The 22,598-nt window shown below is 73.2% G+C and carries 19 protein-coding genes and 1 pseudogene; 13 read left to right on the forward strand and 7 right to left on the reverse strand.

Translation table 11 applies throughout. The features are described from left to right. The first annotated feature begins 207 nt into the window (after positions 1-207). On the forward strand, positions 208-654 hold the full coding sequence (locus tag ACFVYK_RS24290) for a hypothetical protein (RefSeq protein ID WP_389777593.1): 447 nt from the start codon (positions 208-210) through the stop codon (positions 652-654). Here ACFVYK_RS24290 and ACFVYK_RS24295 read toward each other — a convergent pair. Beyond that, positions 620-1,552, reverse strand: a complete 933-nt coding sequence (locus ACFVYK_RS24295) for a DUF4184 family protein (RefSeq protein WP_389777596.1) — start codon at positions 1,550-1,552, stop codon at positions 620-622. The genes ACFVYK_RS24290 and ACFVYK_RS24295 overlap by 35 nt on opposite strands. A 407-nt stretch (positions 1,553-1,959) precedes the next feature. On the opposite strand from ACFVYK_RS24295, the gene ACFVYK_RS24300 reads away from it, so the two are divergent. The 3 genes from ACFVYK_RS24300 to ACFVYK_RS24310 all read left to right on the forward strand — a co-directional run bounded on the left by ACFVYK_RS24300 (position 1,960) and on the right by ACFVYK_RS24310 (position 5,138). After that, on the forward strand, positions 1,960-3,705 hold the full coding sequence (locus ACFVYK_RS24300; RefSeq protein ID WP_389777598.1) for a lytic transglycosylase domain-containing protein: 1,746 nt from the start codon (positions 1,960-1,962) through the stop codon (positions 3,703-3,705). A 188-nt stretch (positions 3,706-3,893) separates the two neighbouring features. Then, on the forward strand, positions 3,894-4,028 hold the full coding sequence (locus ACFVYK_RS24305; RefSeq protein WP_389777601.1) for an SPW_0924 family protein: 135 nt from the start codon (positions 3,894-3,896) through the stop codon (positions 4,026-4,028). Between the two features lie 108 nt (positions 4,029-4,136). Further along, a complete protein-coding gene (locus ACFVYK_RS24310) occupies positions 4,137-5,138 on the forward strand; it encodes a DUF3068 domain-containing protein (RefSeq protein WP_389777602.1) in 1,002 nt (333 codons plus the stop codon). On the opposite strand, the gene hrpB is transcribed toward ACFVYK_RS24310, so the two are convergent. Together hrpB and ACFVYK_RS24320 are read right to left on the reverse strand one after the other, a co-directional pair. After that, the gene (gene hrpB / locus ACFVYK_RS24315; protein ID WP_389777685.1) at positions 5,128-7,719 is read right to left on the reverse strand and encodes an ATP-dependent helicase HrpB; all 2,592 of its coding nucleotides are present in this window, start codon (positions 7,717-7,719) and stop codon (positions 5,128-5,130) included. The two genes, ACFVYK_RS24310 and hrpB, sit on opposite strands and share 11 nt — an antisense overlap. A gap of 140 nt (positions 7,720-7,859) precedes the next feature. Then, positions 7,860-8,684, reverse strand: a complete 825-nt coding sequence (locus ACFVYK_RS24320; protein WP_389777687.1) for a class I SAM-dependent methyltransferase — start codon at positions 8,682-8,684, stop codon at positions 7,860-7,862. 377 nt (positions 8,685-9,061) lie between these two features. Between ACFVYK_RS24320 and rpsA the strand changes: the two genes are divergently transcribed. The 4 genes from rpsA to ACFVYK_RS24340 all read left to right on the forward strand — a co-directional run bounded on the left by rpsA (position 9,062) and on the right by ACFVYK_RS24340 (position 12,914). Beyond that, positions 9,062-10,570: a 30S ribosomal protein S1 gene (rpsA, locus tag ACFVYK_RS24325; RefSeq protein WP_389777605.1), complete on the forward strand. Its 1,509-nt coding sequence runs from the start codon at positions 9,062-9,064 to the stop codon at positions 10,568-10,570. 266 nt (positions 10,571-10,836) lie between these two features. Then, a complete protein-coding gene (locus ACFVYK_RS24330; protein WP_389777608.1) occupies positions 10,837-11,775 on the forward strand; it encodes a PAC2 family protein in 939 nt (312 codons plus the stop codon). 87 nt (positions 11,776-11,862) lie between these two features. Then, positions 11,863-12,483: a dephospho-CoA kinase gene (gene coaE / locus ACFVYK_RS24335; protein WP_389777610.1), complete on the forward strand. Its 621-nt coding sequence runs from the start codon at positions 11,863-11,865 to the stop codon at positions 12,481-12,483. A gap of 50 nt (positions 12,484-12,533) precedes the next feature. After that, positions 12,534-12,914 carry a tetratricopeptide repeat protein gene (locus tag ACFVYK_RS24340; RefSeq protein ID WP_389777612.1) on the forward strand — a complete coding sequence of 127 codons (381 nt, stop codon included), beginning with the start codon at positions 12,534-12,536 and terminating at the stop codon, positions 12,912-12,914. Positions 12,915-12,972: 58 nt separating this feature from the next. On the opposite strand, the gene ACFVYK_RS24345 is transcribed toward ACFVYK_RS24340, so the two are convergent. Then, complete coding sequence (locus ACFVYK_RS24345) at positions 12,973-13,239, reverse strand: DUF6343 family protein (protein ID WP_389777614.1); 267 nt, start codon at positions 13,237-13,239, stop codon at positions 12,973-12,975. Positions 13,240-13,462: 223 nt separating this feature from the next. Here ACFVYK_RS24345 and ACFVYK_RS24350 point away from each other — a divergent pair, with 223 nt between their 5' ends. The 5 genes and pseudogenes from ACFVYK_RS24350 (at position 13,463) to ACFVYK_RS24370 (ending at position 18,917) form a co-directional block, all read left to right on the forward strand. After that, positions 13,463-14,209 carry a uracil-DNA glycosylase gene (locus tag ACFVYK_RS24350; RefSeq protein ID WP_389777616.1) on the forward strand — a complete coding sequence of 249 codons (747 nt, stop codon included), beginning with the start codon at positions 13,463-13,465 and terminating at the stop codon, positions 14,207-14,209. A 219-nt stretch (positions 14,210-14,428) separates the two neighbouring features. Beyond that, complete coding sequence (locus ACFVYK_RS24355) at positions 14,429-15,160, forward strand: hypothetical protein (protein WP_389777618.1); 732 nt, start codon at positions 14,429-14,431, stop codon at positions 15,158-15,160. Positions 15,161-15,732: 572 nt separating this feature from the next. After that, complete coding sequence (locus ACFVYK_RS24360) at positions 15,733-17,742, forward strand: FUSC family protein (protein WP_389777621.1); 2,010 nt, start codon at positions 15,733-15,735, stop codon at positions 17,740-17,742. 128 nt (positions 17,743-17,870) lie between these two features. Further along, a pseudogene (locus ACFVYK_RS24365) lies at positions 17,871-18,581 on the forward strand (DUF899 domain-containing protein). Between the two features lie 159 nt (positions 18,582-18,740). Then, entirely contained in the window at positions 18,741-18,917 is a 177-nt protein-coding gene (locus ACFVYK_RS24370; RefSeq protein WP_389777624.1) for a hypothetical protein, read from the forward strand. Between the two features lie 4 nt (positions 18,918-18,921). On the opposite strand, the gene ACFVYK_RS24375 is transcribed toward ACFVYK_RS24370, so the two are convergent. From ACFVYK_RS24375 to ACFVYK_RS24385, 3 genes are all read right to left on the reverse strand, one after another. Then, positions 18,922-20,787, reverse strand: a complete 1,866-nt coding sequence (locus tag ACFVYK_RS24375; protein WP_389777688.1) for an ABC transporter ATP-binding protein — start codon at positions 20,785-20,787, stop codon at positions 18,922-18,924. Positions 20,788-21,139: 352 nt separating this feature from the next. Continuing rightward, entirely contained in the window at positions 21,140-21,586 is a 447-nt protein-coding gene (locus ACFVYK_RS24380; RefSeq protein WP_389777627.1) for a hypothetical protein, read from the reverse strand. Then, positions 21,583-22,545, reverse strand: a complete 963-nt coding sequence (locus ACFVYK_RS24385) for an ATP-binding protein (RefSeq protein ID WP_389777630.1) — start codon at positions 22,543-22,545, stop codon at positions 21,583-21,585. The genes ACFVYK_RS24380 and ACFVYK_RS24385 overlap by 4 nt, the downstream gene beginning before the upstream one ends. Between the last annotated feature and the right edge of the window lie 53 nt (positions 22,546-22,598).

A 22,598-nucleotide genomic window follows, 5' to 3' on the forward strand; every position in this document is an offset into this window, starting at 1 on the left:
CCGCGAGACGGTCCGCACAGAGCCGGCGAGGGATCCTGTCCGCCCGGGCAGTGCCCCCGCCCCTTGCCGCCCTCCGGCGACGACCCATCGCCCACGGCGAGACCGCGGCCAGGTCCTTCGTCACCGCCGGTCATCCCCCGAAGGGCCCTCACCCGCGTGGCCGCCGAGAACAGGCCTCCGGCCGTCGCCGCCCGCCAGGATGCGGCCATGGGTATACGCATGCTCCACCGCCGCAAGGCCCACGCACGCGTTCACGCCACGGCCGCCGACGACACCCGGGCCGCACCCGGCACGGCGCCCCGGAAGCGTCCACGCCCCGCCCGCGCGCCCCGCGCCGCCACCCCCCGCCTCCCGAGAACGCCCGCCACTGCTCTGCGCACCCCCGCCAGGATCCTGCGCACGGCCGCCGCGCGACTGCCCCGGCCCGCCCTGGTCCGGCTCGTCCTCGCGCGGCTGCTCCCGCTCGCCCGCCGGGGAGTGCCGAGGAGCGACGCCCTGCGCCGTTGGGCCGAGGCGGTAAGCGGCCGGCTGGCCGCGCCGGCCCGTGCCGTCGTCGGCCGGCTCCTCGGACCCCGCACGACCCGCCACCTCCCCGTCTTCGTCGCGACCGCGCCGCCTCTCACCGAACGTCCGGACGGCTCCGCCGCCCACTGACCGCCTCCGCCTCTGCCTCGCCCTCCGCCGCGGGGTCCGTGTCCGGCCCCGGTCCCGGCCCGGGACCCGTGTCCGGCTGTCCGGCGTACCGGGCCCGGGCGGCCGGCCGCCACAGCCGCACGGCGACGGCGTACAGCAGCACGCCCAGCGCCAGCCCCGCGCCCGCACCGAAGCACAGCGTCGGCACGAGCTCCCACGGCCCGGCCTCGCGCGCGCCCCGGTACTCCCACCAGCGCGTCGCCCGCCGCGCGGCGGCGACCAGCGCACAGCCGCCGATCAGGGCGACCGCCCACCACCGGTCCCGGGCCGAGAGCACCGCCACCCCCGCCGGCTCGCCGTCGGGCGCCCGGCGCAGCGCGTACGTCACGAACGCGGCGATCACGGCCGCGGCCACGGCCGAACCCCCGTACTGCAGGTACCAGTACAGCGGCGACCCGGCGATCCGCTCGCCGAGGACGGGGAACAGGCGCATGCCCCAGCGGTCGAGGTGTGTGAACGCGTCCCACACCACGTGCGTCAGCGCGCCCAGGGCCGCGCAGACGTACCACCGAAGGACGACCGGCGGCCGCACACGCGCGCGTGGCGCGCCGCACCGGGTCAAGGCGGCCACCCGGCCCTGCCGGCCCCGCGGCAGCAGCGCCACCAGCGGTTCGCGCACCAGCAGCCACAGCCCCGCCGACGTCCAGGCGATCAGCACGTCGACCGTGAAGACTCCGGCGAAGGAGTGGGTGACGTCCCCGAACTCCATCGCCCGCGGCAGGACGCTCGCCGCGTAGTAGGTCATGTCCGGAGCGAACGACCCCGCCACCAGGGCGGCCGGTACCAGTCGCCCGCGGCCGGATCCGTCGGCGCGCACGGCGGGCAGCACGGCCGCGGCATGACTCAACGTGAACGGCAACGGTGCTCCCGGGGGCGGACGTTGAGGGCCCGAGCGGCCCGGCGGTCGACGACGTCCAGTATGCGGGGCACGGTTCGGGACGACGGCCCGTGAGCAACCGGTGAAAACGACGCCCGAACGGGTGCCGGTCAAAAAGAAGTTGTCGTAGGGTCACCTGGGTCGCGGTGCCCCGGAAGCGTCTGACAAAGGCGCAAAACCAGGGCAAACCGCTTGCGGATGCAACCTCCGTGGCGGGTGGACCGTCCCATCAGTGGCAACGGCAACCGGCAACGGTGACCAGCGCACCAGCGGCACCACGGCAGTACGGCTACACAGCGACGACAACGGCTCGACGACAAAACCAGAACAACGGCACAGCAGTGCAGGCGAAGACGGGCGTTCGGCGTCCCACGGGAGGGTTTCACTTCATGTCGGCGCATTTCGGCACGAGACTGCGCAAGGGAGCGGTCAACACGACGGTGGCCGCACTGGCCGTCGCGGCTCTGGCCGCGTCCCAGGCATCGGATGTCACGGCCGACAGCCAGGGCAGACAGACCGCCGCCGACACCCCGTCCGCCGAGGCCGGCGCCGGCACCGCGGCCGGCGCCACCGGTAACTCGCCGTACTACACGGACCTCCCGCCGCTGAAGAGCCCCGCCCCGGCGCCGACCGGCGGATCGCCCACCACCCCGGTCGCCACCGGCGCCACCGAGGCGGGCATCCCGGCGACCGTCCTGGACGCCTACAAGAAGGCCGAGGCGGCGCTCGCGCAGGCCAAGCCCGGCTGCAACATGCCCTGGCAGCTCCTCGCCGCCATCGGCAAGGTCGAGTCGGGCCACGCGAGCGGCGGCAACGTCACCGCGGACGGCACGACCGTCACGCCGATCCTCGGTCCGGTCCTCAACGGCGTGGGCTTCGCCGACATCAAGGACACCGACAACGGCGCCTACGACGGCGACAGCACCTACGACCGCGCCGTCGGCCCCCTGCAGTTCATCCCCTCCACCTGGGCATGGGCGGGCCGCGACGGCAACGGCGACGGAAAGAAGGACCCCAACAACATCTACGACGCCGCGCTCGCCGCCGGCCATTACCTGTGCCGTTACGACTGGAACATGGCCACCCCGGCCGGCATGCGCAGCGCGATCCTCAGCTACAACAACTCGACGGACTATCTCAACACCGTCCTGTCGTGGCTGGAGTACTACCGCAAGGGCACGCACGAGATCCCGAACGGCACCGGCGCCGTCCCCGTCGACCGCAGCGACGACTACCCGAACACGCCCACCACGCCGTCCGCCCCGTCGACGCCCGGCGCCCCGACCACGCCCGCCGGGCCGGCCACGCCGACCAAGCCGACGCCGCCGAGCAAGCCGAAGCCCCCCACGACGCCCCCCACGCCCGGCAAGCCCACTCCGCCGGCGCCCACGCCGACCGACACGGTCGACCACCTGGAGGACGCGGGCACCGCCGCCCTCACCGCCATGGCGGGCGACACCTACGCCGAGCGGATCGGCACCCGGGCGGAGACCGCGGCCGGCAAGGCCGTCGCCAAGGTCCGGGTCCGCTTCACCATCGTCGGCGACACCGACGCCGTCTTCGCCGGCGGCGAGAGCGTCGCCGTGGTCGCCACGGACGGCAAGGGCGTCGCCCTCGCGCCGGCGCTCACCGCCGGCGAGAAGACCGGTGAGTTCACCGTCCGCGCCACGCTCGCCGGCCGCACCCTCGCCGCCTTCGACTACCGGGCCACCGTCACCGCGCGCGCCGCCGACGCCCTCGCCCGCACCGGCGACACCGCGCTCACCTGCGTGGCCGGCGGCGAGTTCGCCGACCAGGTCGAGGTCAAGGCCACCTACCGGGGCGCCACCGCGGGCAAGGTCGCGGCCACCGCCACCCTGGTCAAGTCGGCCGACGACCCGACCGCCGCCGACGAGGGTCCCTACTTCAAGGACGCCGCCGGCGCCCCCGTGCGCGCCCTGGACCTCCAGACGGACGCGAAGGGCCTGCTGCACCTGCCCAAGCTCTACGCGGACGACACCGCCGGGACGTACCTGCTGCGCATCACCACCACCGGCGGCGCGACCCTCACCGTCGAACTGACCGTCACGGCCGCCACGACCACGTCCCCGAGCCCCGAGCCCAGCGAGTCGCCCGCCACGGACTCCGACTCGTAACCGTCCTGCGCACCACCGCGACGGCGCCCCCTGCTCGACGGCAGGGGGCGCCGTCGTCGTGCACGACGTGTTCTCATCTCGCGCCCGCGTTGCTACGGTGCCGCACCTGACGACCTGTCAGCTCCGCTGTCGGATCCCTGGCCGGTTCCGACAGTCGATGTCCGTCGCCGTCGCGCAGGGAGGCCCGTATGCGCGCCCTCATCGCCGCCGCGACCGGTCTCGCCGTCGCGCTCGCCCTCGTCCTCACCCTCACCGCGCTGGGCGCCCCGACCGGCGAGACCTCCCCGAAACCCCTGCTGACGACGGTCCCCGCCCACCCCTGACCGGCGTCCCCTGGCCGGCATGCACCCCCTGACCGGCGTGCCCGCCCCTGACCGACGCACCGCCCATGCCCGCCCCGCCCGCCGGAACCGTCCGCCAAGGAGGCCGCGATGCGCCGCACAGCCGGCCTGGTCCTGCTCGCCCTCGCCGTGTTCTTCGCGGCGCTCGCCCCGCTGCTGCGCTGGTACGCCTACCCGCGCCTGGCCAAGATCCCGGCGAACGAGTACCAGACGATGGTGTTGGAGGCGAAGAACGCCACCCTCCTCGACTACGGCACCATGACCGCCCGCACGGTCCCGAAGATCACCGTCGTGCAGACCCTCAAGGGCGACGTGGAGGCCTCCGAGAAGATCGAGAAGACCGCAGGCCGGGACGTCGTCGTCTGGAACGGCCTGTCGTACATCCAGGGGCCCGACGGCAAGATGGTCTCCAAGGTCCCCGAGCGCTACATCTTCGACGCCCACACACAGGAGCCCGTCCACGCCACCGGCGAGATGGTCGACGGCGACCCGGTCCGCCGCACGGGCATCGAGTTCAAGTGGCCCTTCCTCACCCAGAAACGGGACTACGAGTACTTCGACGCCCAGACCCGCACCACCGCCCCCATCCACTACCGGGGAGTCCGCGACTTCCGCGGCCTGAAGGTCTACTACTTCGAACAGACCGTCCCCTGGACCCAGGTCGCCATGCCCAAGACGATGCCCGTCCAGGGCATCACCCCCCGGACCATCGCCAAGACCGGCACCACCCGCTGGTACACCACCGTCCGCAGGTTCTGGGTCGAACCGGTCACCGGAGCGCCCGTCTACGGCGAGGAGATCCACCAGGAGGAACTGCGCGGCGGCACCCTCCTCGGCGGCCGCGCCAAGGTCACCGCGTTCGCCGGACACGTGAAGATGCGCGAGGACTACATCGAGCACACCGTGGCCCTGGTCAAGTCCAACCGCACCCTGGTCCTGCTCCTGACCGCCTACCTGCCCCGGGGCTTCCTCCTGCTCGGCGTCCTGCTGACGTCCCTCGCCCTCTACCTGGAGGCGCGCTCCCGCCGCCCCCGCCGGCCGGCCCCCGCCGAGCCCCCCGAACCCGCCGCACCGCAGTCCGTCACCGCCTGAGTCGCGCGTTGGTGAACCGGGTCGCCTCCGCGCTCGCCGGATCCTCCGGCCAGGGATGCTTCGGATACCGGCCCCGCAGCTCCGCCCGCACCCCCTGGTAGCCGTCCCGCCAGAACGACGCGAGATCGGCCGTGACGGCCACGGGCCGACCGGCGGGGGACAACAGATGCACGACCAGCGCCGCCCCCGCCACCCGCGGCGACTCCTGCAACCCGAACATCTCCTGCAGCTTCACCGCCAGCACCGGCCGTTGCGGATCGGCGTAGTCGATCCGGATCCTCGACCCGCTCGGCACGGTGATCCGCTCGGGGGCCAACTCGTCCAGCCGGCCCGCCTCGCCGGACGCCCACGGCAACAGCCGGCCCAGCGCCTGCCCGGCGTCGATCCGCCCCAGATCGGCCCGCCGCCGGGCGCGGCTCAGCTCCGGCTCCAGCCATTCGTCCACGCGCGCGTGCAGCGACGCGTCACCGACGTCCGGCCACGGATCCCCCAGGCGCGACCGCACGAACGCCAGCCGCTGCCGCAAGGCGTCCGCCGCGGGCGACCACCGCAGCAGCCGCAGCCCCTCCTGGCGAAGCCCTTCCACCAGCGCACCGCGCACGAGCGAGGCGTCGGCGTCCCGCAGCGGACGCACCGTCAACTCCACCGCCCCCAGCCGCTCGACCCGCCGCGCCACCACGTCACCGTCGGCCCAGTGGACCTCGTCGCGCTCCTGGAGCAGCACACCCGCGGCGAGACGGGCCACCATCTCGTCCACGACCGCCGCGAGCTGCACACGCGCGTGCCCCCGACCCACCGGCCGGTCGGCGACCGCCACGGCGAGCCAGGGCGCGCCCCGCAGCCGGGTGCCCGGGCCGGCCTCGGCCCGAGTCCCGGACACCATGAGGTAGGAACCGCCGTCGGCCTTGGCGAGCCGCTCGGGGAACGCCAGGGCGACCACCAGCCCCACGAGAGCCTCGACGTCCCCCTCCGCGTCCCCCTCCGCGTCCCCCTCCACCGCAGCGGGGAGCGACGCGGCCGCCCCGGAGACGTCCCGTGCCCCGACGCCCTTCACCCCCACGCCCTGCGCCGAGACGTCCTGGGCGACGACGGCCCGCAGCCGCCGCACCTCGGCCCGCCACCGCCCGGCATACGCGTCGCCCCCGCGCCGCGCCCGCCGCAGCGCGTCGGCCAGATCGTCCCCGTACTCCCGCGGAGCCTCCTCGCTCAGCAGCGCCACCACCTCGACGGCCCGCTCCAACCCCACCGACGCGGCCCCGTCCAGCAGCGCCCGCCCCAGCCGCGGATGCAGCCCCAGCCGGGCCAGCCGCACCCCGCGCTCGGTGGCCGCGCCGGACGCGTCCACCGCGCCGATCGCCGTCAGCAGCTCCCGGGCCGCCGCCATCGCCCCCGCCGGCGGCCGGTCCGGCAACGCCAGCCCCGACGCCTGCGGATCCCCCCAGCAGGCCGCCTGAAGGGCGAACGAGGACAGATCGGCCACCTTGATCTCCGGCGCCGGAAACAGCGGCAGCCGCACGTCCTCCGCCTCCGCCCAGCACCGGTACACCACCCCCGGCGCCTCGCGCCCGGCCCGCCCCGCCCGCTGCCGGCCCGCCGCCCGCGAAGCCCGCACGGTCGCCAGCGCGCTCAGACCCCGGGCATGATCCACGCGCGGCTCCCGCGCCAGCCCCGAGTCCACGACCACCCGCACCCCCGGCACCGTCAACGACGACTCCGCCACGGACGTCGCGAGCACCACCCGCCGCCGCGCCCCGGGCGCCAGCACCGCGTCCTGCACGGCCGCCGGGGCCCGCCCGTGCACCTGGAGCACGTCCACCCCGGCCGGCGCCCCGAGCAGCCCCGCGACCCGCGCGATCTCCCCGACGCCCGGCAGGAAGCACAGCACGTCCCCCGACCGCTCCGCCAGTGCCCGCCGCACCACCGACGCCACATGCGACAGCAACGCCGGATCCACGCGCATCCCGTGCGGCGGCCGCACGCCACCCGGCGGCGGCGCCCACACCACCTCGACGTCGAAGGCGACGGCCGCGGCCTCCACCACCGGCGCCCCGCCCAGCAGCCGCGACCACCCGGCCGTGTCGGTCGTCGCCGAGGCCGCCACCAGGCGCAGATCGGGCCGCAGCGTCTCGCGCACGTCCCACAGGAACGCCGCTGACGTGTCCGCGTCCAGATGCCGCTCGTGGCACTCGTCCAGCACCACCACGTCCACGCCCGTCAGCTCCTGATCACGCTGAAGACGTTGCAGCAGCACGCCGGTCGTGACGACCTCCACGCGCGTGTGCCGCCCCACGACCCGCTCGCCGCGCACCGTGTAACCGACGGCCTCCCCGGCCCGCTGCCCCAGCAGCCACGCCATCCGCCGGGCCGCCGCCCGCGCCGCGATCCGCCGCGGCTCGGCCACCACCACCCGCCGCGCGGACCCCGCGCCCAGCAGCCCGGCCAGCGCGAGCGGCACCAGCGTCGTCTTGCCCGTGCCGGGCGGCGCGGCGAGCACGGCGGCGCCGTGCCCCTCCAGGGCGTCGTTCAGAGCGGGCAGGGCCGCCCGCACGGGCAGCGCGTCCAGAGCGTCGTCACGGAGAATCACGCCCCCAGTGTCGTACGCCGCCCGGCACGCGCCCCCACAGGCGTGCGTCACCGACCGACGCCGCCGCACACGCGCGTGCCAGGACCCGAGCCCTCGGACGAAACCGGGCCTGGCCGGGCGACAGGCCCCCTGGCCGGCTAGTCCCGCTCGCAGACGAAGACGGCCGTCCCCGGGATCAGGCTGCCGCGCAGCGGCGACCAGCCGCCCCACTCCGAGGAGTTCCAGGCCGGCCACTCCGGCTCGACCAGATCCACCAGCCGGAAACCGCCCGCCACCACGTCGCGGACGCGGTCGCCGAGCGTGCGGTGGTGCTCCACGTACACCGCCCGGCCCTGCTCGTCCTGCTCCACATAGGGCGTGCGGTCGAAGTAGGACGACGACACCGTCAGCCCCTCCGGGCCCGGCTCGTCCGGGAACGCCCACCGGATCGGATGCGTCACGGAGAACACGAAGCGGCCGCCCGGCCGCAGCACCCGCCGCACCTCCTTCAGGACCAGCACCGGATCGGCGACGAAGGGCAGCGCCCCGTACGCCGAACACGCCAGGTCGAAGGAGGCGTCCGCGAACGGCAGCGCGCCCGCGTCGGCGCAGACCAGCGCAAACGGGCCGCCGATGCGCAGCGCGTGCTGGAGCTGGCGGTGGGAGATGTCCAGAGCGACCGGCAGCGCGCCCTGCGCGGCGAGCCAGCGCGCGCACTGGGCCGCGCCGGCGCCGATCTCCAGGACCGCCCTGCCCTTCAGCTCCTCCGGCGGGCCGAGCAGCTCGGCCTCCACCTCGTCCAGACCCTCGGGGCCCCACACGAAGCGGTCGTCGCCGAGGAAGGTGCCGTGCTCGACCTGGTATTCGTCCGCGTTGCGGTCCCACCAGCCCCGGTTGGCCCGGGTGCTCTCGGCGACGTCGGCGTCACGTCGGGTGGCTTGCGGCTCGAAGGCCGTCTCGGACGATGCGGACTCTTGGATGATCGGCTCCCTCGTCGTACTCTTCCGTGCAACCCGCCCGGACGGTGCTGGTCAGGCGTCACCGAAGGGGCTTCCTGCGGCCTGCGTGGCCTCGGGAGAAAGGTTGTGTGCCGGGTATGCGGGGATCCGCCCCGGGTGTGCGCCTTCGCGCATTGACCCTGCCCGGCTGCCCCCGTATGCTACAAGTTGCGCTGCGGGCCTGCGCACCTCAGACCTAGCAGGTTGCGCTCGCATCTGTTGTAGTCCCCTCGGTTCTCGAGGCGTCACCATCGGTTCTCCGGTGTGGCGCTTCCTTGGCTGTCCGGCTTCTTCAGAGCGACACGGGCTCCCGGCGTAGCAGTACCTACGACTTTCTGTCCGTAACCGGAGCCCTTTCCCACATGACGAGCAGCACCGAGACCACCGCCACCACCCCGCAGGTTGCGGTCAACGACATCGGTAACGAGGAAGCTTTCCTCGCCGCGATCGACGAAACGATCAAGTACTTCAACGACGGCGACATCGTCGACGGCGTCATCGTGAAGGTCGACCGGGACGAGGTCCTGCTCGACATCGGTTACAAGACCGAAGGCGTGATCCCGAGCCGCGAACTCTCCATCAAGCACGACGTCGACCCCAACGAGGTCGTCGCCGTGGGCGATGAGATCGAGGCCCTCGTCCTCCAGAAGGAGGACAAGGAAGGCCGTCTCATCCTGTCCAAGAAGCGCGCTCAGTACGAGCGTGCCTGGGGCACGATCGAGAAGATCAAGGAAGAGGACGGGATCGTCACCGGTACCGTCATCGAGGTCGTCAAGGGTGGTCTCATCCTCGACATCGGCCTCCGTGGCTTCCTGCCGGCCTCCCTCGTCGAGATGCGCCGCGTCCGCGACCTCCAGCCCTACGTGGGCAAGGAGCTCGAGGCGAAGATCATCGAGCTGGACAAGAACCGCAACAACGTGGTCCTGTCCCGCCGCGCCTGGCTGGAGCAGACCCAGTCCGAGGTCCGCCAGACGTTCCTCACGACCCTGCAGAAGGGTCAGGTCCGCTCCGGCGTCGTCTCCTCGATCGTCAACTTCGGCGCCTTCGTGGACCTGGGCGGCGTCGACGGTCTCGTCCACGTCTCCGAGCTGTCCTGGAAGCACATCGACCACCCCTCCGAGGTCGTCGAGGTCGGCCAGGAGGTCACGGTCGAGGTCCTCGACGTCGACATGGACCGCGAGCGCGTCTCCCTGTCGCTGAAGGCGACCCAGGAAGACCCGTGGCAGCAGTTCGCCCGCACGCACCAGATCGGCCAGGTCGTCCCCGGCAAGGTCACCAAGCTGGTTCCGTTCGGTGCGTTCGTCCGCGTCGACGAGGGTATCGAGGGCCTGGTCCACATCTCCGAGCTGGCCGAGCGCCACGTGGAGATCCCGGAGCAGGTCGTCCAGGTCAACGACGAGATCTTCGTCAAGGTCATCGACATCGACCTCGAGCGTCGCCGGATCTCGCTGTCCCTCAAGCAGGCCAACGAGTCCTTCGGCTCCGACCCGGCCTCGGTCGAGTTCGACCCGACGCTGTACGGCATGGCCGCGTCGTACGACGACCAGGGCAACTACATCTACCCCGAGGGCTTCGACCCCGAGACCAACGACTGGCTCGAGGGCTACGAGACCCAGCGCGAGGCGTGGGAGGGCCAGTACGCCGAGGCGCAGCAGCGCTTCGAGCAGCACCAGGCCCAGGTCATCAAGTCCCGCGAGGCCGACGAGGCCGCTGCCGCCGAGGGCGGCGAAGCCGCCGGTGCGGCTCCGGCCGCGGGCGGTAGCGGTGGCGGCGGTTCGTACTCCTCCGAGGGCGCCGACACCTCCGGCGCGCTGGCCTCGGACGAGGCGCTCGCCGCGCTCCGCGAGAAGCTGGCCGGCGGCCAGAGCTGACCAGCTGACCTCCCCGGCGGGGTCCCCTCACCGGGGACCCGGCCGCTGAGGCCGGGCAGGCAGTAAGCCGGTTCAAGCAGTAATCGAAGGCCCGCACCTTTCGAGGTGCGGGCCTTCGGCGTCGCTGCCTTCGACGTCATGGCAGGAAGCCGCCCCGCGGTCCCGCGGAGGCCGATCGCAAGAGCCCGCCGATCTTGAGCGTCCGACGGGAATGCCCACGCCGCCCAGCGCGTTCTCCTCCAAGAACACGAGGAGGAGCGGTCCAAGTGCTTGATCCGCAGGGTTTGTACGCATGGGAGCCGAAAGGCCTGGCAGTCGTCGACATGGCGTTGGCCCAGGAATCGGCCGGACTTGTCATGCTCTACCACTTCGACGGATACATCGACGCGGGCGAGACCGGCGACCAGATCGTCGACCGGCTCCTCGACTCGCTGCCCCACCAACTCGTCGCGCGCTTCGACCACGACCGGCTCGTCGACTACCGCGCCCGCCGCCCGTTGCTGACCTTCAAGCGCGACCGGTGGACCGAGTACGAAGAGCCGACCATCGAAGTGCGCCTCGTGCAGGACGCCACCGGAGCCCCGTTCCTGCTGCTCTCCGGCCCCGAACCCGACGTCGAATGGGAACGCTTCGCCGTCGCCGTGAAGCAGATCGTCGAGCGGCTCGGCGTCCGCCTCTCGGTCAACTTCCACGGCATCCCCATGGGCGTCCCCCACACCCGCCCCGTGGGCATCACCCCCCACGGCAACCGCACCGACCTCATGCCCGGCCACCGCAGCCCCTTCGACGAGGCCCAGGTCCCCGGCAGCGCCGAGGCGCTGATCGAATACCGGCTCATGGAGGCCGGCCACGACATCCTCGGCGTCGCGGCACACGTCCCCCACTACATCGCCCGCTCCACCTACCCGGACGCGGCCCTGACCGTCCTGGAAGCGATCACCGCGGCCACCGGACTCGTCCTGCCCGGCGTCGCGCACTCCCTGCGCACCGACGCCCACCGCACGCAGAGCGAGATCGACCGCCAGATCCAGGAAGGCGACGAGGAGCTCACCAGCCTCGTCCAAGGCCTGGAACACCAGTACGACGCGGCGGCCGGCGCCGAGAGCCGCGGCAACATGCTCGCCGAGCCGGTCGACATCCCCTCCGCGGACGAGATCGGCCAGGAATTCGAACGGTTCCTCGCCGAACGCGAGGGAGAGGGCTGACCCGCCCCCGAGGCCCCGCCCCCGAGGCCCCACGACCCCAAGGGCCTGCCGGACGCGATGTCACCGGCAGGCCCTAAGCTTCCCGTCATGCTGAAGGTGGGCCTGACCGGCGGGATCGGCGCCGGCAAGAGCGAAGTGTCCCGACTGCTCGTCGAGCACGGGGCCGTACTGATCGACGCGGACCGCATCGCCCGCGAAGTCGTCGCCCCCGACACCCCGGGCCTCGCGGCCGTCGTCGACGCCTTCGGCGAGGACATCCTCACCGAGGACGGCAGCCTCGACCGGCCCCGGCTCGGCTCCATCGTCTTCGCCGACCCCGGGAAACTCGCCCTCCTCAACTCGATCGTCCACCCCCTGGTCGGCGCCCGCTCCCGCGCCCTGGAGACCTCCGCCCCCGACCACGCCGTCGTCGTCCACGACGTCCCCCTCCTCACCGAGAACGGCCTCGCCCCCCTCTACGACCTCGTCGTCGTCGTGGACGTCCACCCCGACACCCAGCTCGACCGGCTCGTACGCCTGCGCGGTATGACGGAGCAGGACGCCCGCGCCCGCATGGCCGCCCAGGCCACCCGGGAACAACGCCGCGCGATCGCCGACATCGTGATCGACAACGACGTACCCCTCCCCGAACTGCGGCGGCGCGTGCACGACGTGTGGACCGACCTCGCCCGCAGAGCCCGCACACCGCGCGAGACCTCCCCGGAATAGGGCCCCCGGCCACGCGCGTTGAACCCTCCCAGCAAGGGAAGGATTTCGCCGTGCCCGATACCGCAGGTTCGACCGGACGTACTCCGGAGACACACGTCATCGACTTCCGCGCCGCCGAGCGACTGCTCGCCGCACGGGACCCGCGGGGCGCGGTGAAGCTGCTCGACAAAGTCGTCGCCGCGCACCCCGAGAACACCGCCGCCCGCCTGCTGCGCGCTCGCGCCTTCTTCGCCGCCGCGCAACTCCGGCCCGCCGAACTCGAGTTCACCGTGGTCCTGGAACGCGAGCCGGACAACGCGTTCGCCCACTTCGCGCTCGCCCGCACCTACGAACGACAAGGACGCGGCGACCAGGCCAAGCGGCACTTCCGACTGGCCGCGGCACTCGACCCTAACCCGCAGTACCTGAAGGCAGCCCGCTTCGAGACCTGAGGGCGGTGCCCGAACCACACACCCGCCCTGCCCGTCCCTCGGGGGACGCGGACTCCTCTCAGGGGCGCCGCCGGTCCGGCGGCCGGTACGGCGGAATGTCGCGGCCCGGCTGATAGTGAGGGCCCTGCCGGATATGCCGGATCACCAGCGTCAGATCGACGGTGACCACCGCCCCCAGCGCTCCGCACGCCACCGCCCACCCCGGACGCCCCGCCACGGCGAACGCGACCGTCCCGAAGACCGCCCAGGCCAAGCCCCACAAGGCCAGCCCCAGACGCAGCCGCAGCGCACTGCGCGCGGTCGTCGGCTCACTACCCGTACGCATCCCCAAACACCGCTCCTGCCTGAAACGTACTCCTCGCCTCGGACGTTCTCCACAGGGATCCGGCGTCCGACGACCAAGGGGGACCTACAGTGCTGCCGAACACCGACGAACTGGCCGCTGCGTCGCCTGGCACCGGCGATGGCACGGCACCGCCCGTCCGTTCGAAAGGCATGACGCCTCACATGCGAGAGGTTCATCCCGTCACTCGTTCTACGGTGGAGACGTGAACGCCCCCGTCTCTCCCGAGCCCGCGCACATCGGCTCTGCTCTGGTCGAGCTCGACCGGCGGGTCGCGGGGTGCAGGGCGTGTCCTCGCTTGGTGGACTGGCGTGAGGAGGTCGCGCGCACCAAGCGGGCGGCTTTCGCGGACTGGACGTACTGGGGGCGACCCGTGCCCGGGTTCGGTCCGTCCGACGCCCGGCTGCTGATCGTCGGGCTGGCTCCGGCCGCGCACGGAGGGAACCGTACAGGCCGGATGTTCACGGGTGACCGTTCCGGAGACGTGCTGTATCAGGCGTTGTACGACGTGGGCCTGGCTTCGCAGCCGACGTCCGTCTCCGCCGGCGACGGCTTGGAGCTGTACGGGGTGCGCGTCACGGCGCCCGTGCACTGTGCGCCGCCGGCGAACAAACCCACCCCCGGGGAGCGGGACGCCTGCCGGCCCTGGCTGGTGCGGGAGCTTCGGCTGTTGCGGCCGACGCTGCGGTCGGTGGTGGTGCTCGGCGGCTTCGGTTGGCAGGCCGCGCTGCCCGCGTTCGCGGAGGCGGGCTGGAGTGTGCCCCGGCCGCGGCCGGCGTTCGGGCACGGGGTCCGGGTGTCGCTGGACGACCCGGGCGGTGGTGACGGTGTGGACGTCTTCGGCTGCTTCCATGTCAGTCAGCGCAACACCTTCACCGGCCGGCTCACCCCGGCGATGCTGAGGGACGTACTGCGCACGGCTTCCGAGGCCGGCGGAGCCGTGAGGCGGTAATTGCTGCGACGGCGGCGCCGCCGGGGTGCGCGATGGGCCTGTATCCGGTTCAGGTCCTCACACCCGGGTCGTCGTACCCAGGGAAGCGCGCACCCCTGACAACGGCCCTGCGCGGCGGACGACCGGTGGACGGTCCCGGGCTTTTCACGCGGGCCTGGAGCCGGCGCGGAGCGGATAACCATTGGTACGAGGGGAGCCGCCGTTGTTACGGTCCTTCCCGTGGCGAAACTCAATCAGATCATCGCAGTCGAGAAGGGTGTCAAGTCCAAGGCCCACCAGGACCTGACCAGCGCCCAGCACGGCCTGCAGAAGCCCGCGCTGCTGGCCGGCATATCGCGGACCTACCAGCCCAAGGACGAGGAGGGCGAGCAACTGCCGCCCGAGTCGACCCGGGTGCAGGTGCAGGCGGAGGACGTGCTGCGGGAGACCGCGGCCACGCTGACCCGGCTGTTCGACGTGACCGCCACGAAGGACTGGGCCAACTGCACGGCCCGCGCGGACGTGAAGGTGGACGGGCGGGTCCTCGTCGCCGACGTGCCCGTGTCCTACCTGCTCTTCCTGGAGAAGCAACTCGTCGACCTCAGCGCCTTCGTGCGCAAGCTGCCCGTGCTCGACGCCTCCGAGTCCTGGGTGCAGGACCCCTCCACGGACGCGTGGAAGACCGAGCCGGTACGGACGTTGCGCACGAAGAAGGTGCCCCGCAACCACGTGAAGGCGGAGGCGACCGACAAGCACCCGGCGCAGGTCGAGGTCTACTACGAGGACGTGCCGGTCGGTTACTGGACGACCGTGAAGTTCTCCGGCGCCCTTCCCGCCCGCCGCGTCAACGAACTGCTGGCGCGGCTGGAGAAACTGCAGCAGGCGGTGAAGTTCGCCCGGGAGGAGGCGAACGGCGCGGACGTCGTCGACCAGCGCGTCGGAGACGCCGTGTTCGGCTACCTGTTCGGGTAGCCTTCGAGACTCCCCGGTCCCTGGTGACCGGGGTGCGCGAGGAGCGCAGACTGAAGCTGAAGCTTGTCGTGACGAGCGAACCGTACCCGCCGAGTAATCCAGGGACGGACCGCGTTGAATCTCAGACTCTCGCTCCAGATTCAGCATTCGCCGCCGATCGCCGGAGCGACCGGGCCCAGGCCCCCGGACGTCGAATTGCCGGTTCAAGTCCGGCCCGCGCAGCTCGATGCGCGGTGGTCCAAAGGCAGGACGCGACGACATCACGACTGACCTGGGTCCTCAAGTGCACCGGTGTGCGACATGGGCGGCTCGCCAGGGGCCGGGGGCAGGCTACGCCCCCGGTCCCGCTCCCGTTTCCGGGCTCGGGTGGCGCCGATTCGCCTCCGCGTGCCCCGTTTCCGGGATTGCGTTCATAAAGAACCCGGAATTCGGCGGGCTCGTCACCTCGCCGAAACGCGACCGTCCCGTTCCGCACGGGCCCGCCGTCTACCGTGGACACCACAGCCCAGCGCTGTCCGCCCCGGCCACCGTCGCCCGAAGGCGCACCCCGCCCTCGTCACGACAGGAGCTCCGTGTCCCCGCGCCCGCACCTTCCCGCTCGCGCACGCTCCGTCCTGCCGCCCTGGCTCGCCCACGCCCTGCGCGCCCAGCGCGGGCCCGTCCCCTGGGCCGCGGTCACCCGCGGGGCGCTGGCGGCGGGGCCCCTGCTGCTGGTCGCGCTGCTCGTCGACCGCACCTCGCTCGGAGTGGTCGCCGCCATCGCCGCCATGCTCGCCGGGATCAACGACCGGCCCGGCAGCCGACGGGTCTCCGTCCAACGGCTCGGGGCGCCCGCGCTCGCCGGCGCCGCGGGACTGCTGGCCGGGACGTCTGTCGGTGACCGCGTCGGGGCCGTCGCGCTGACCGCCGTCCTCACCGGTCTCGGGCTTCTCGCCGGGAAGATGAGCGCCGTCGGACCGGTCGCCTCAGCCGCGGGCACGCAGCTGCTGGTGGGCGCGGCGATCGGCGCCGGAATGCCGGTCCCCGAGTCCGGCTGGACACGCGCCCTCGCCTTTCTGGCCGGGGCCGGCTGGCTGCTCGCCCTGCGGCTGGCCCTGCCCACGCCCGGCGCGATGACCGGAGACTTCCGGTTCGACGGGGAACGCGACGCGGTGGCCCGCGTGTACGACGCGGTCGCGGAGCTCCTCGACGCGGCCGGCGCCGACGACGCGATCGCCCGCCGCGCCGCGCTCACCGCCGCCCTCGACCACGCCCAGGACGCCCTGGCCGGGCCCCGGCTGCGGCGCTACGCCAGCTCCTCGGCCGAACGCAGGCTGCGCGCCCAGTACGCCGCCGCGCTGCCGCTCGCCGAGGCGGCGACCGCGCTCGCCTGGGCCGGGGAGCCCCTCTCCGCGCGGGCCTCCGCCGGCCCTCGACGGCTCGCCGCCGCGGTGCGCGAGAACACGCACACCGGACCGCTGCCCGCGCCCTCGCGGTCCGCGCCGGCGCTGCGCGCCCTGGACGACGCCCTGCTGCGCGCCGCCGACGCCTTCGACCGGGGCGGCCGAAGCGACCTGCACACCCGCCGGCGCAGCGCACGCGAGCTGGCGCGCGCCGCCTTCGGGGCCGGCGGACGCGAGTACGGACTGCGGGTCGCGCTCTCCTTCGGGGCCGGCTCCGCCGTCGCGCAGGCCCTCTACCACTCCCAGTGGTACGGCCGGCACACCCACTGGTACTGGCTGCCGGCCACGGCCGTCTTCCTGGTCAAGCCCGACCTCGGGCCGCTGGTGTCGCGGGTGCTGTGCCGGGCCGCGGGGACCGTGCTCGGGGCGCTGATCTTCGCCGGCTTCGCCGCCGTGCTGCCCCGGCCCGAGGGCCTGGTGGCGCTGGTGGCGCTGTGCGGGGCGCTCGTCCCGGTGGCGACCCGGCACTTCGCCGCGCAGACCGCCGTCGTCACCGTGCTCGTGCTGTCGCTGGTGATGGTCGGCGGGGAGCCGCAGGCCTCCGCGGCGCGGATCGCCGAAACCCTGCTGGCGTGCGCGATCGTCCTGATCGTCGGACATCTGCCGATGCCGGGGGAGCGGGGCGGGCAGGTGCGCGCCCGTCTCGCCATTGCCGCCGACGCCGCCCACGCCTACCTCGTCCACGTCCTCGACGGCTCAGACGGCTCAATCGGCTCGGACAGTTCAGACGGTTCAGAGGGCTCAATCGGCTCGGAGGGCTCGGAGGGCTCAGACGGGCCTGATGGCTCAGCCGGCTCCAGCGGCTCCGGCGGCTCGGGCGGCTCCGACGACCGCGTCACTCGTTGGACTCTGCGTCGCGAGGCCTACCGCACGCTCGCGGAGGCCCGCACCGCCAGCGCCGTCGCCGCCCATGAGCTGCCCGCTCTGGCCCGGCACTCGGAGGGGACCGACGAGGTCGCCGCCGTCCTCGAACGGCTCGTCGACACGACCACCGCCTGCGCCGTCCACCTCGACGACACCGGGCGGCTCACCGAACGGCACCGGGAGCGGCTCGCGGAACTCCTCGACGAACTCGCCGCGGGCCGGGAACGGGTGGGGCTGGCGGCGCCCGCGCCGAAGTCCGCGTCGGCCGCCGGATGAGGCCGGGCCCGGCGCCGGCCGCACCGCGTCCGCGGCACGCCGTCCGGCAAACGCCCGGCGGCGGCGATGAGTTCCGCGCCGTCCCGAAGTCTGCCCCCGCGAGAGACCGTCGCACAGAAGGGGCAGCCATGGCGTATCCGGAGCTTCCGCAGATCGTCTCGCGCGAGGAGTGGCGCGTCGCACGCGGCGAACTGCGCGACAAGGAGGACGCGGTGGCACGCGCGCGGGACGCCGTGAACGCCGAGCGGCGTGCGCTGCCCATGGTGGAGGTCGACGGTGCATACGTCTTCGAAGGCGGCGACGGCAGGCCGGACTCCTCGACCTGATCCGCGGCCGCCGGCAACTCGTCGTGCACCACTTCATGTTCGCCCCGGAGTGGGAGGCCGGCTGCCGGGGGTGCGCCGCCTTCCTCGACCAGATCGGCCATCCGGCCCACCTGCACGCGCGCGACACGTCGTTCGCCGTCGTCTCCCGGGCGCCGTTCACGAGGATCCTGCCGTTCAAGGCGCGGATGGGGTGGGCGTTGCCCTGGTACTCCTCGTACGAGGACGATTTCAACGACGACTTCGAGGCGACGCCGGCGCAGGACGCCACGCTCGTCGAGAGGGCCGGGATCAGCTGCTTCCTGCGCGAGGGCGTACCGTGTCTTCCATACCTACTCGACCTATGACACATGCGGTGAATACGGCGCACGCAGGTCAGGAGGGACGCAAGGAGCGCGGGAGGCGTGTGCGGGCGGGCTCGGCCGGCTCGGCTCCACCGTCGGTCTGCTGGAGCTGACGGCGCTGGGGGCCGCCCACGACGTACCGGTCGAATATCACGACGAGTACGGCTGCTGACACGCAGCGTGCCCGTCGTGTTCGCAAGGTGACCGGAATCGCACACTCTGCCATCAGTCCGTGTCAACTACGTCTCAGTACCGCAACTGCCCGAGGCGTTCCACCTTCCAAGAGCGTTAACTCCTACAAGCACGATGCTTATCGGAGGTAGGTGGCGAGATGGTGAACGGGCGAACGGTGCTCGAACGCTTTGCCGCGGGCGGGCCGCGCGGTTCATGGCCGGCGGAGGAATTCGCGCATGCCCGGCGCATGGAGGGACTGGCCGCGGAGGTTGTCATGGACCTCACCACGGACACGTTCCTGGTGGTCGTGCGGGGCGCCGACGCCCCGCGGTGAGCGGTCAGCCCGCCTGTGACGGGGCGGGCGCCTGCACCGTGAACTGCTCGGCCTGCAGTGCGTACAGCTCGGCGTAGACACCGCCGCCCGCCAGCAGTTCCTCCGGCGTTCCGGACTCCACCAGTCGGCCCTGATCCAGGACGTGCACCAGGTCCGCGTGCCGGACCGACGCCAGCCGGTGGGTGATCAGGACGACCGTCTGGCCGTTGTCGGCCAACGCGCGGATCTTGTCGAACACCTCCAGTTCGGCCCGCGCGTCCAGGGCCGCCGTCGGCTCGTCCACGATGAGGATGCGCCCGCGCCTGTATGCCGCCCGGGCGATGCCGAGGCGCTGCCACTGACCGCCGGACAGCTCGTGGCCGCCGCTGAAGTGCCGGGCCAGCAGGGTGTCCAGGCCGCGCGGGAGGTCCGTGACCACCTCCTCGGCGCCGGCCTCGGCGATCGAGGCCGCCATCCGCTCCTCGGTGAGCGGCGCGGCGGAACGGCCTATCGCCACGTTGACGCGGGCCGTGAACGGCCACCGCTTGAAGTCCTGCGCCACCATCGCGATCCGCTCGGCCAGCGCGTGCCGGTCGGCGCCCGCCGCGTCCACGTGGTCCCACAGGATCCGCCCCCGGTCCGGCTTGTACAGCCCCGCCAGCAGCTTCACCAGGGTCGTCTTGCCGGAGCCGTTCTCGCCGACGAGCGCGATGATGCGGCCCAGCGGCAGGGAGAGCGTGACGTCGTCGAGGGCGGGGCGCGCCGACTCGCCCGGGTAGCCGAAGGTGACGTGCTCGAAGCGGACCTCGCGCGGATCCTCCGGCAGGGCCTCGCCGCCGGCCGGGATCGCCCGTTCGGCCGCCTCCACGTAGAGCCGTTGCAGGTCACCCACGAACAGCGCCTCCTCGTGCAGCTGGTTCACCTCCAGGACGAGGGTGTTCAGGCTCGCCGAGCCGCTGCGGATCGCGATCACGGCCGTGCCCGCCACCGCCAGCGCCATCGTCCCGGTGAGCAGCAGCCCGCCGAGCGTGGTGTACGTCGCCAGCGTCGCCAGTCCCGTCCAGGTCGCCGCGATCAGGCCGGTGCGGGCGGCGAGCCGGGCCAGCCGGGCCTGCTCCGCCTCCGCGGTCTCCGACATCGCGCGAAAGTGCCGCAGCAGGAACGGCCCGACGCCGTGCACCCGGATCTCGGGCGCGGCCGCCGGCTCGGTGAGCAGACCGGCGATCAGGTGTCCCGCGCGCGCGTGCTGCACCCAGGTGTGGAAGGACTCGTAGCGGCGCCTGGCGTTCGTCAGGGCGCTCCACGCGCTCGGCAGCGTCATCGTCACCAGCAGCGGCAGCAGCAGCGGGTGCAACACGGTGAGCACGCCGGCCGACGCGGCCAGCGAGATCATCGCGTTCACCACGCGCGTGCCATGGCTGATCATGTAGCGGCTGGACCGCGCCCCGTACTGGGCGGTGTCCAGCAGCTTGTGGAAGGCGTGGTCCTCGATGGCGGCGAGTTCCACCGCGGCCGCCCGCTCCAGGTACAGCTCGGTCGCCACCCGCTCGACCTTGGGCTCCAGCCGGCCGGTGGCGTACGTCGAGGCGGCCCGCAGCAGCGTGCCGGCCAGGAGGACGGCGGCCATCACCGCCAGGGCGGGGACGGCGCCGCGCAGCCGCTCGTCGATCGGGCCGCCGGTGATGAGCCGGCCCAGCACGGAGTTCATCGCGAGCAGGCTGACGGCCTGCGTCACGCCCCGGGCGATCTCGGCGCACAGGACGATCCGGGCGGCTGCCGGGTCGGCCTGGCGGGCCAGCCGGAGGCTCGCGGTGAGCAGGGACGGCAGCCGGGTCACCATCGCGCGGAAGTTCAGCTCCAGGAACGCGTCCGTGTGCTGGTTCCAGCCCATGTCGTAGCGCAGCGGGCCGCCGAACAGCAGGTACTCCGACTCGGACACGTCGCGCTCGTCGCCGTCGAGCGTCCCGTCTGCCTTCCCCGCCCGCGGAGCCCCGCCTGCCTTCCCCGCCTGCGGAGCCCCGCGCGCCTTCCCCTGCTGCCGTGCCTGTCGCCGCTGCCGTGCCTGCCCCACCGTCGTCCTCCCCCGGTCGCGTAGCCGGACGACGGCCACTATCGCGGGAGGAGCCGGGCGAGGGCAGGGCGCAGGAGGGGAGAGCGGGGAACGCGCGGGCGTGCGCCGGGCCGGCGCCGCCGATCGCCCGGGGAAGCACGGGTCGGACGCCGGTCGCCCGGGGCGGCGCGGGTCAGGCGCTGATCGGTCGTGACCAGGTGGGAGTCGCCCCGGTGAGGCGGCACAGGGTCAGGTACAGGGGGATCGGCGGGGTGTACGGAAGGGTGCCGTCCGGTCGGTGGATCAGCTCGGGGGCGCGCGAGGCGTCCGGGAGGATCGCGCCCGTGGCGTACTGCGCGGGCGCGGGCCATTCGAGGGCGTAGTCGGAGTCGGAGGGGACCAGCCACCACCAGTGCGTCCGGTCGGCGTAGACGCAGCCCATGCGCGGCAGCCGCGGCATGAGCAGGGGGCCGAGGCGGGCGGGGACCGAGACGGCGTCGCAGCCCAGGGGGGCCGTCATGCCCTCGGGTACGGCCAGCCGGCGCGGTGGTCCGGCGGCGGGGTCACCGCTCAGTTCTCGCCTCAGGCGTACGAGGGAGTCGAGGGTGAGCAACGGCGCCCGACCGGGCCCGCTGCTCATATTCGTCCCCGCTCGCGGCCCGACTCGAGAGCGAGAGGCAGGACGCGTGCGGGGTGGCCGGACGCCCACAGGGCGCGGCCGTCGTGTCCGGCGGGACCGTCGTGTCCGCCGTGGCCGGGGGCGCGGTGCCGCTGGGGCGCCACGCGCGGGAGCGGAGCGGCCGAGGTCGGGGGACCGGCCGGGGCGGCGAGGTGCGGCCGAGGCACGGCCGCGTCGCTCACGCCCTGGCTCCGCTGTTCGGGGCGGTCGTCCTCGTCGTCCGGGCCGTCGGCGGGGCCGGGCTTCGGGCGGGCCGCCCAGCCGAGGTCGTCGCGGGGCTCGTCCGGGACGCTGTGCGGCTCGGCGGGGACGTCGGTGAACTCGTCCAGGGTGTCGAGCAGCTCCTCGAGACCGGTGTGGTGCGACTCGGCGACGGGCGCGAGGCCGACGCCCGTGCCGTTGCGGGGCTCGGCGCTCTCGCGCAGGGCGTCCGCCTCGCGCGGCAGGTCGGCCCAGACCAGCAGGCCGAGGCCGTGCTCCTGGGCGCCCCAGGCGTGACAGAGGGCCTCGACGAGCAGCAGCCCCCTGCCGTGCTCCTCCTCGGGACGCTGCGGGGAGGGGTGGGGCTCGTCGGGCGAGCAGCCCTGGTCCCGCACGGCTATGCGCACGAGATCGTCGCCGTCGTGCAGCTCGCAGACGACGACGTCGCTCGCGGTGTGCACGATCGCGTTGGTGACCAGCTCGGAGACGACCAGGGCGGCGGTGTCACAGGTGTCCTCGCACACCGACCAGCCGGTCAGCCGGGCCCTCGTCAGGCGTCTGGCCTGGGCGGGGGAACCCGGATGGGCGGCCAGTTCGAATCGGAACCGGCGCTCGGCAGCGGCCTGGTCGGGGCCTGCTCCCGCGCTGGCACCGAGACCTTGGGGGCGGCCTGCGGCGGCGTCTGTTCCTAAGGGCGCGGACGGAATCACGCTTGCCACTATCGCCCCGCCATGAACACTTGGCAAGTGTCACTCTGAAAAATGCAGAGTGT

Origin of the sequence: Streptomyces sp. NPDC058291 (genome assembly GCF_042880855.1) — a bacterium.
Taxonomy (GTDB): domain Bacteria; phylum Actinomycetota; class Actinomycetes; order Streptomycetales; family Streptomycetaceae; genus Streptomyces.

Excerpts from the sequence above, each read along its gene's own strand:
- ACFVYK_RS24310 (WP_389777602.1), top strand. The coding sequence starts at position 4,137 with ATGCGCCGCACAGCCGGCCTGGTCCTGCTCGCCCTCGCCGTGTTCTTC.
- ACFVYK_RS24290 (WP_389777593.1), top strand. The coding sequence starts at position 208 with ATGGGTATACGCATGCTCCACCGCCGCAAGGCCCACGCACGCGTTCAC.
- ACFVYK_RS24345 (WP_389777614.1), bottom strand. The coding sequence starts at position 13,239 with ATGCGTACGGGTAGTGAGCCGACGACCGCGCGCAGTGCGCTGCGGCTG.
- ACFVYK_RS24370 (WP_389777624.1), top strand. The coding sequence starts at position 18,741 with ATGGTGAACGGGCGAACGGTGCTCGAACGCTTTGCCGCGGGCGGGCCG.
- rpsA (WP_389777605.1), top strand. The coding sequence starts at position 9,062 with ATGACGAGCAGCACCGAGACCACCGCCACCACCCCGCAGGTTGCGGTC.
- ACFVYK_RS24380 (WP_389777627.1), bottom strand. The coding sequence starts at position 21,586 with ATGAGCAGCGGGCCCGGTCGGGCGCCGTTGCTCACCCTCGACTCCCTC.
- coaE (WP_389777610.1), top strand. The coding sequence starts at position 11,863 with ATGCTGAAGGTGGGCCTGACCGGCGGGATCGGCGCCGGCAAGAGCGAA.
- ACFVYK_RS24305 (WP_389777601.1), top strand. The coding sequence starts at position 3,894 with ATGCGCGCCCTCATCGCCGCCGCGACCGGTCTCGCCGTCGCGCTCGCC.
- ACFVYK_RS24300 (WP_389777598.1), top strand. The coding sequence starts at position 1,960 with ATGTCGGCGCATTTCGGCACGAGACTGCGCAAGGGAGCGGTCAACACG.
- ACFVYK_RS24375 (WP_389777688.1), bottom strand. The coding sequence starts at position 20,787 with ATGGGCTGGAACCAGCACACGGACGCGTTCCTGGAGCTGAACTTCCGC.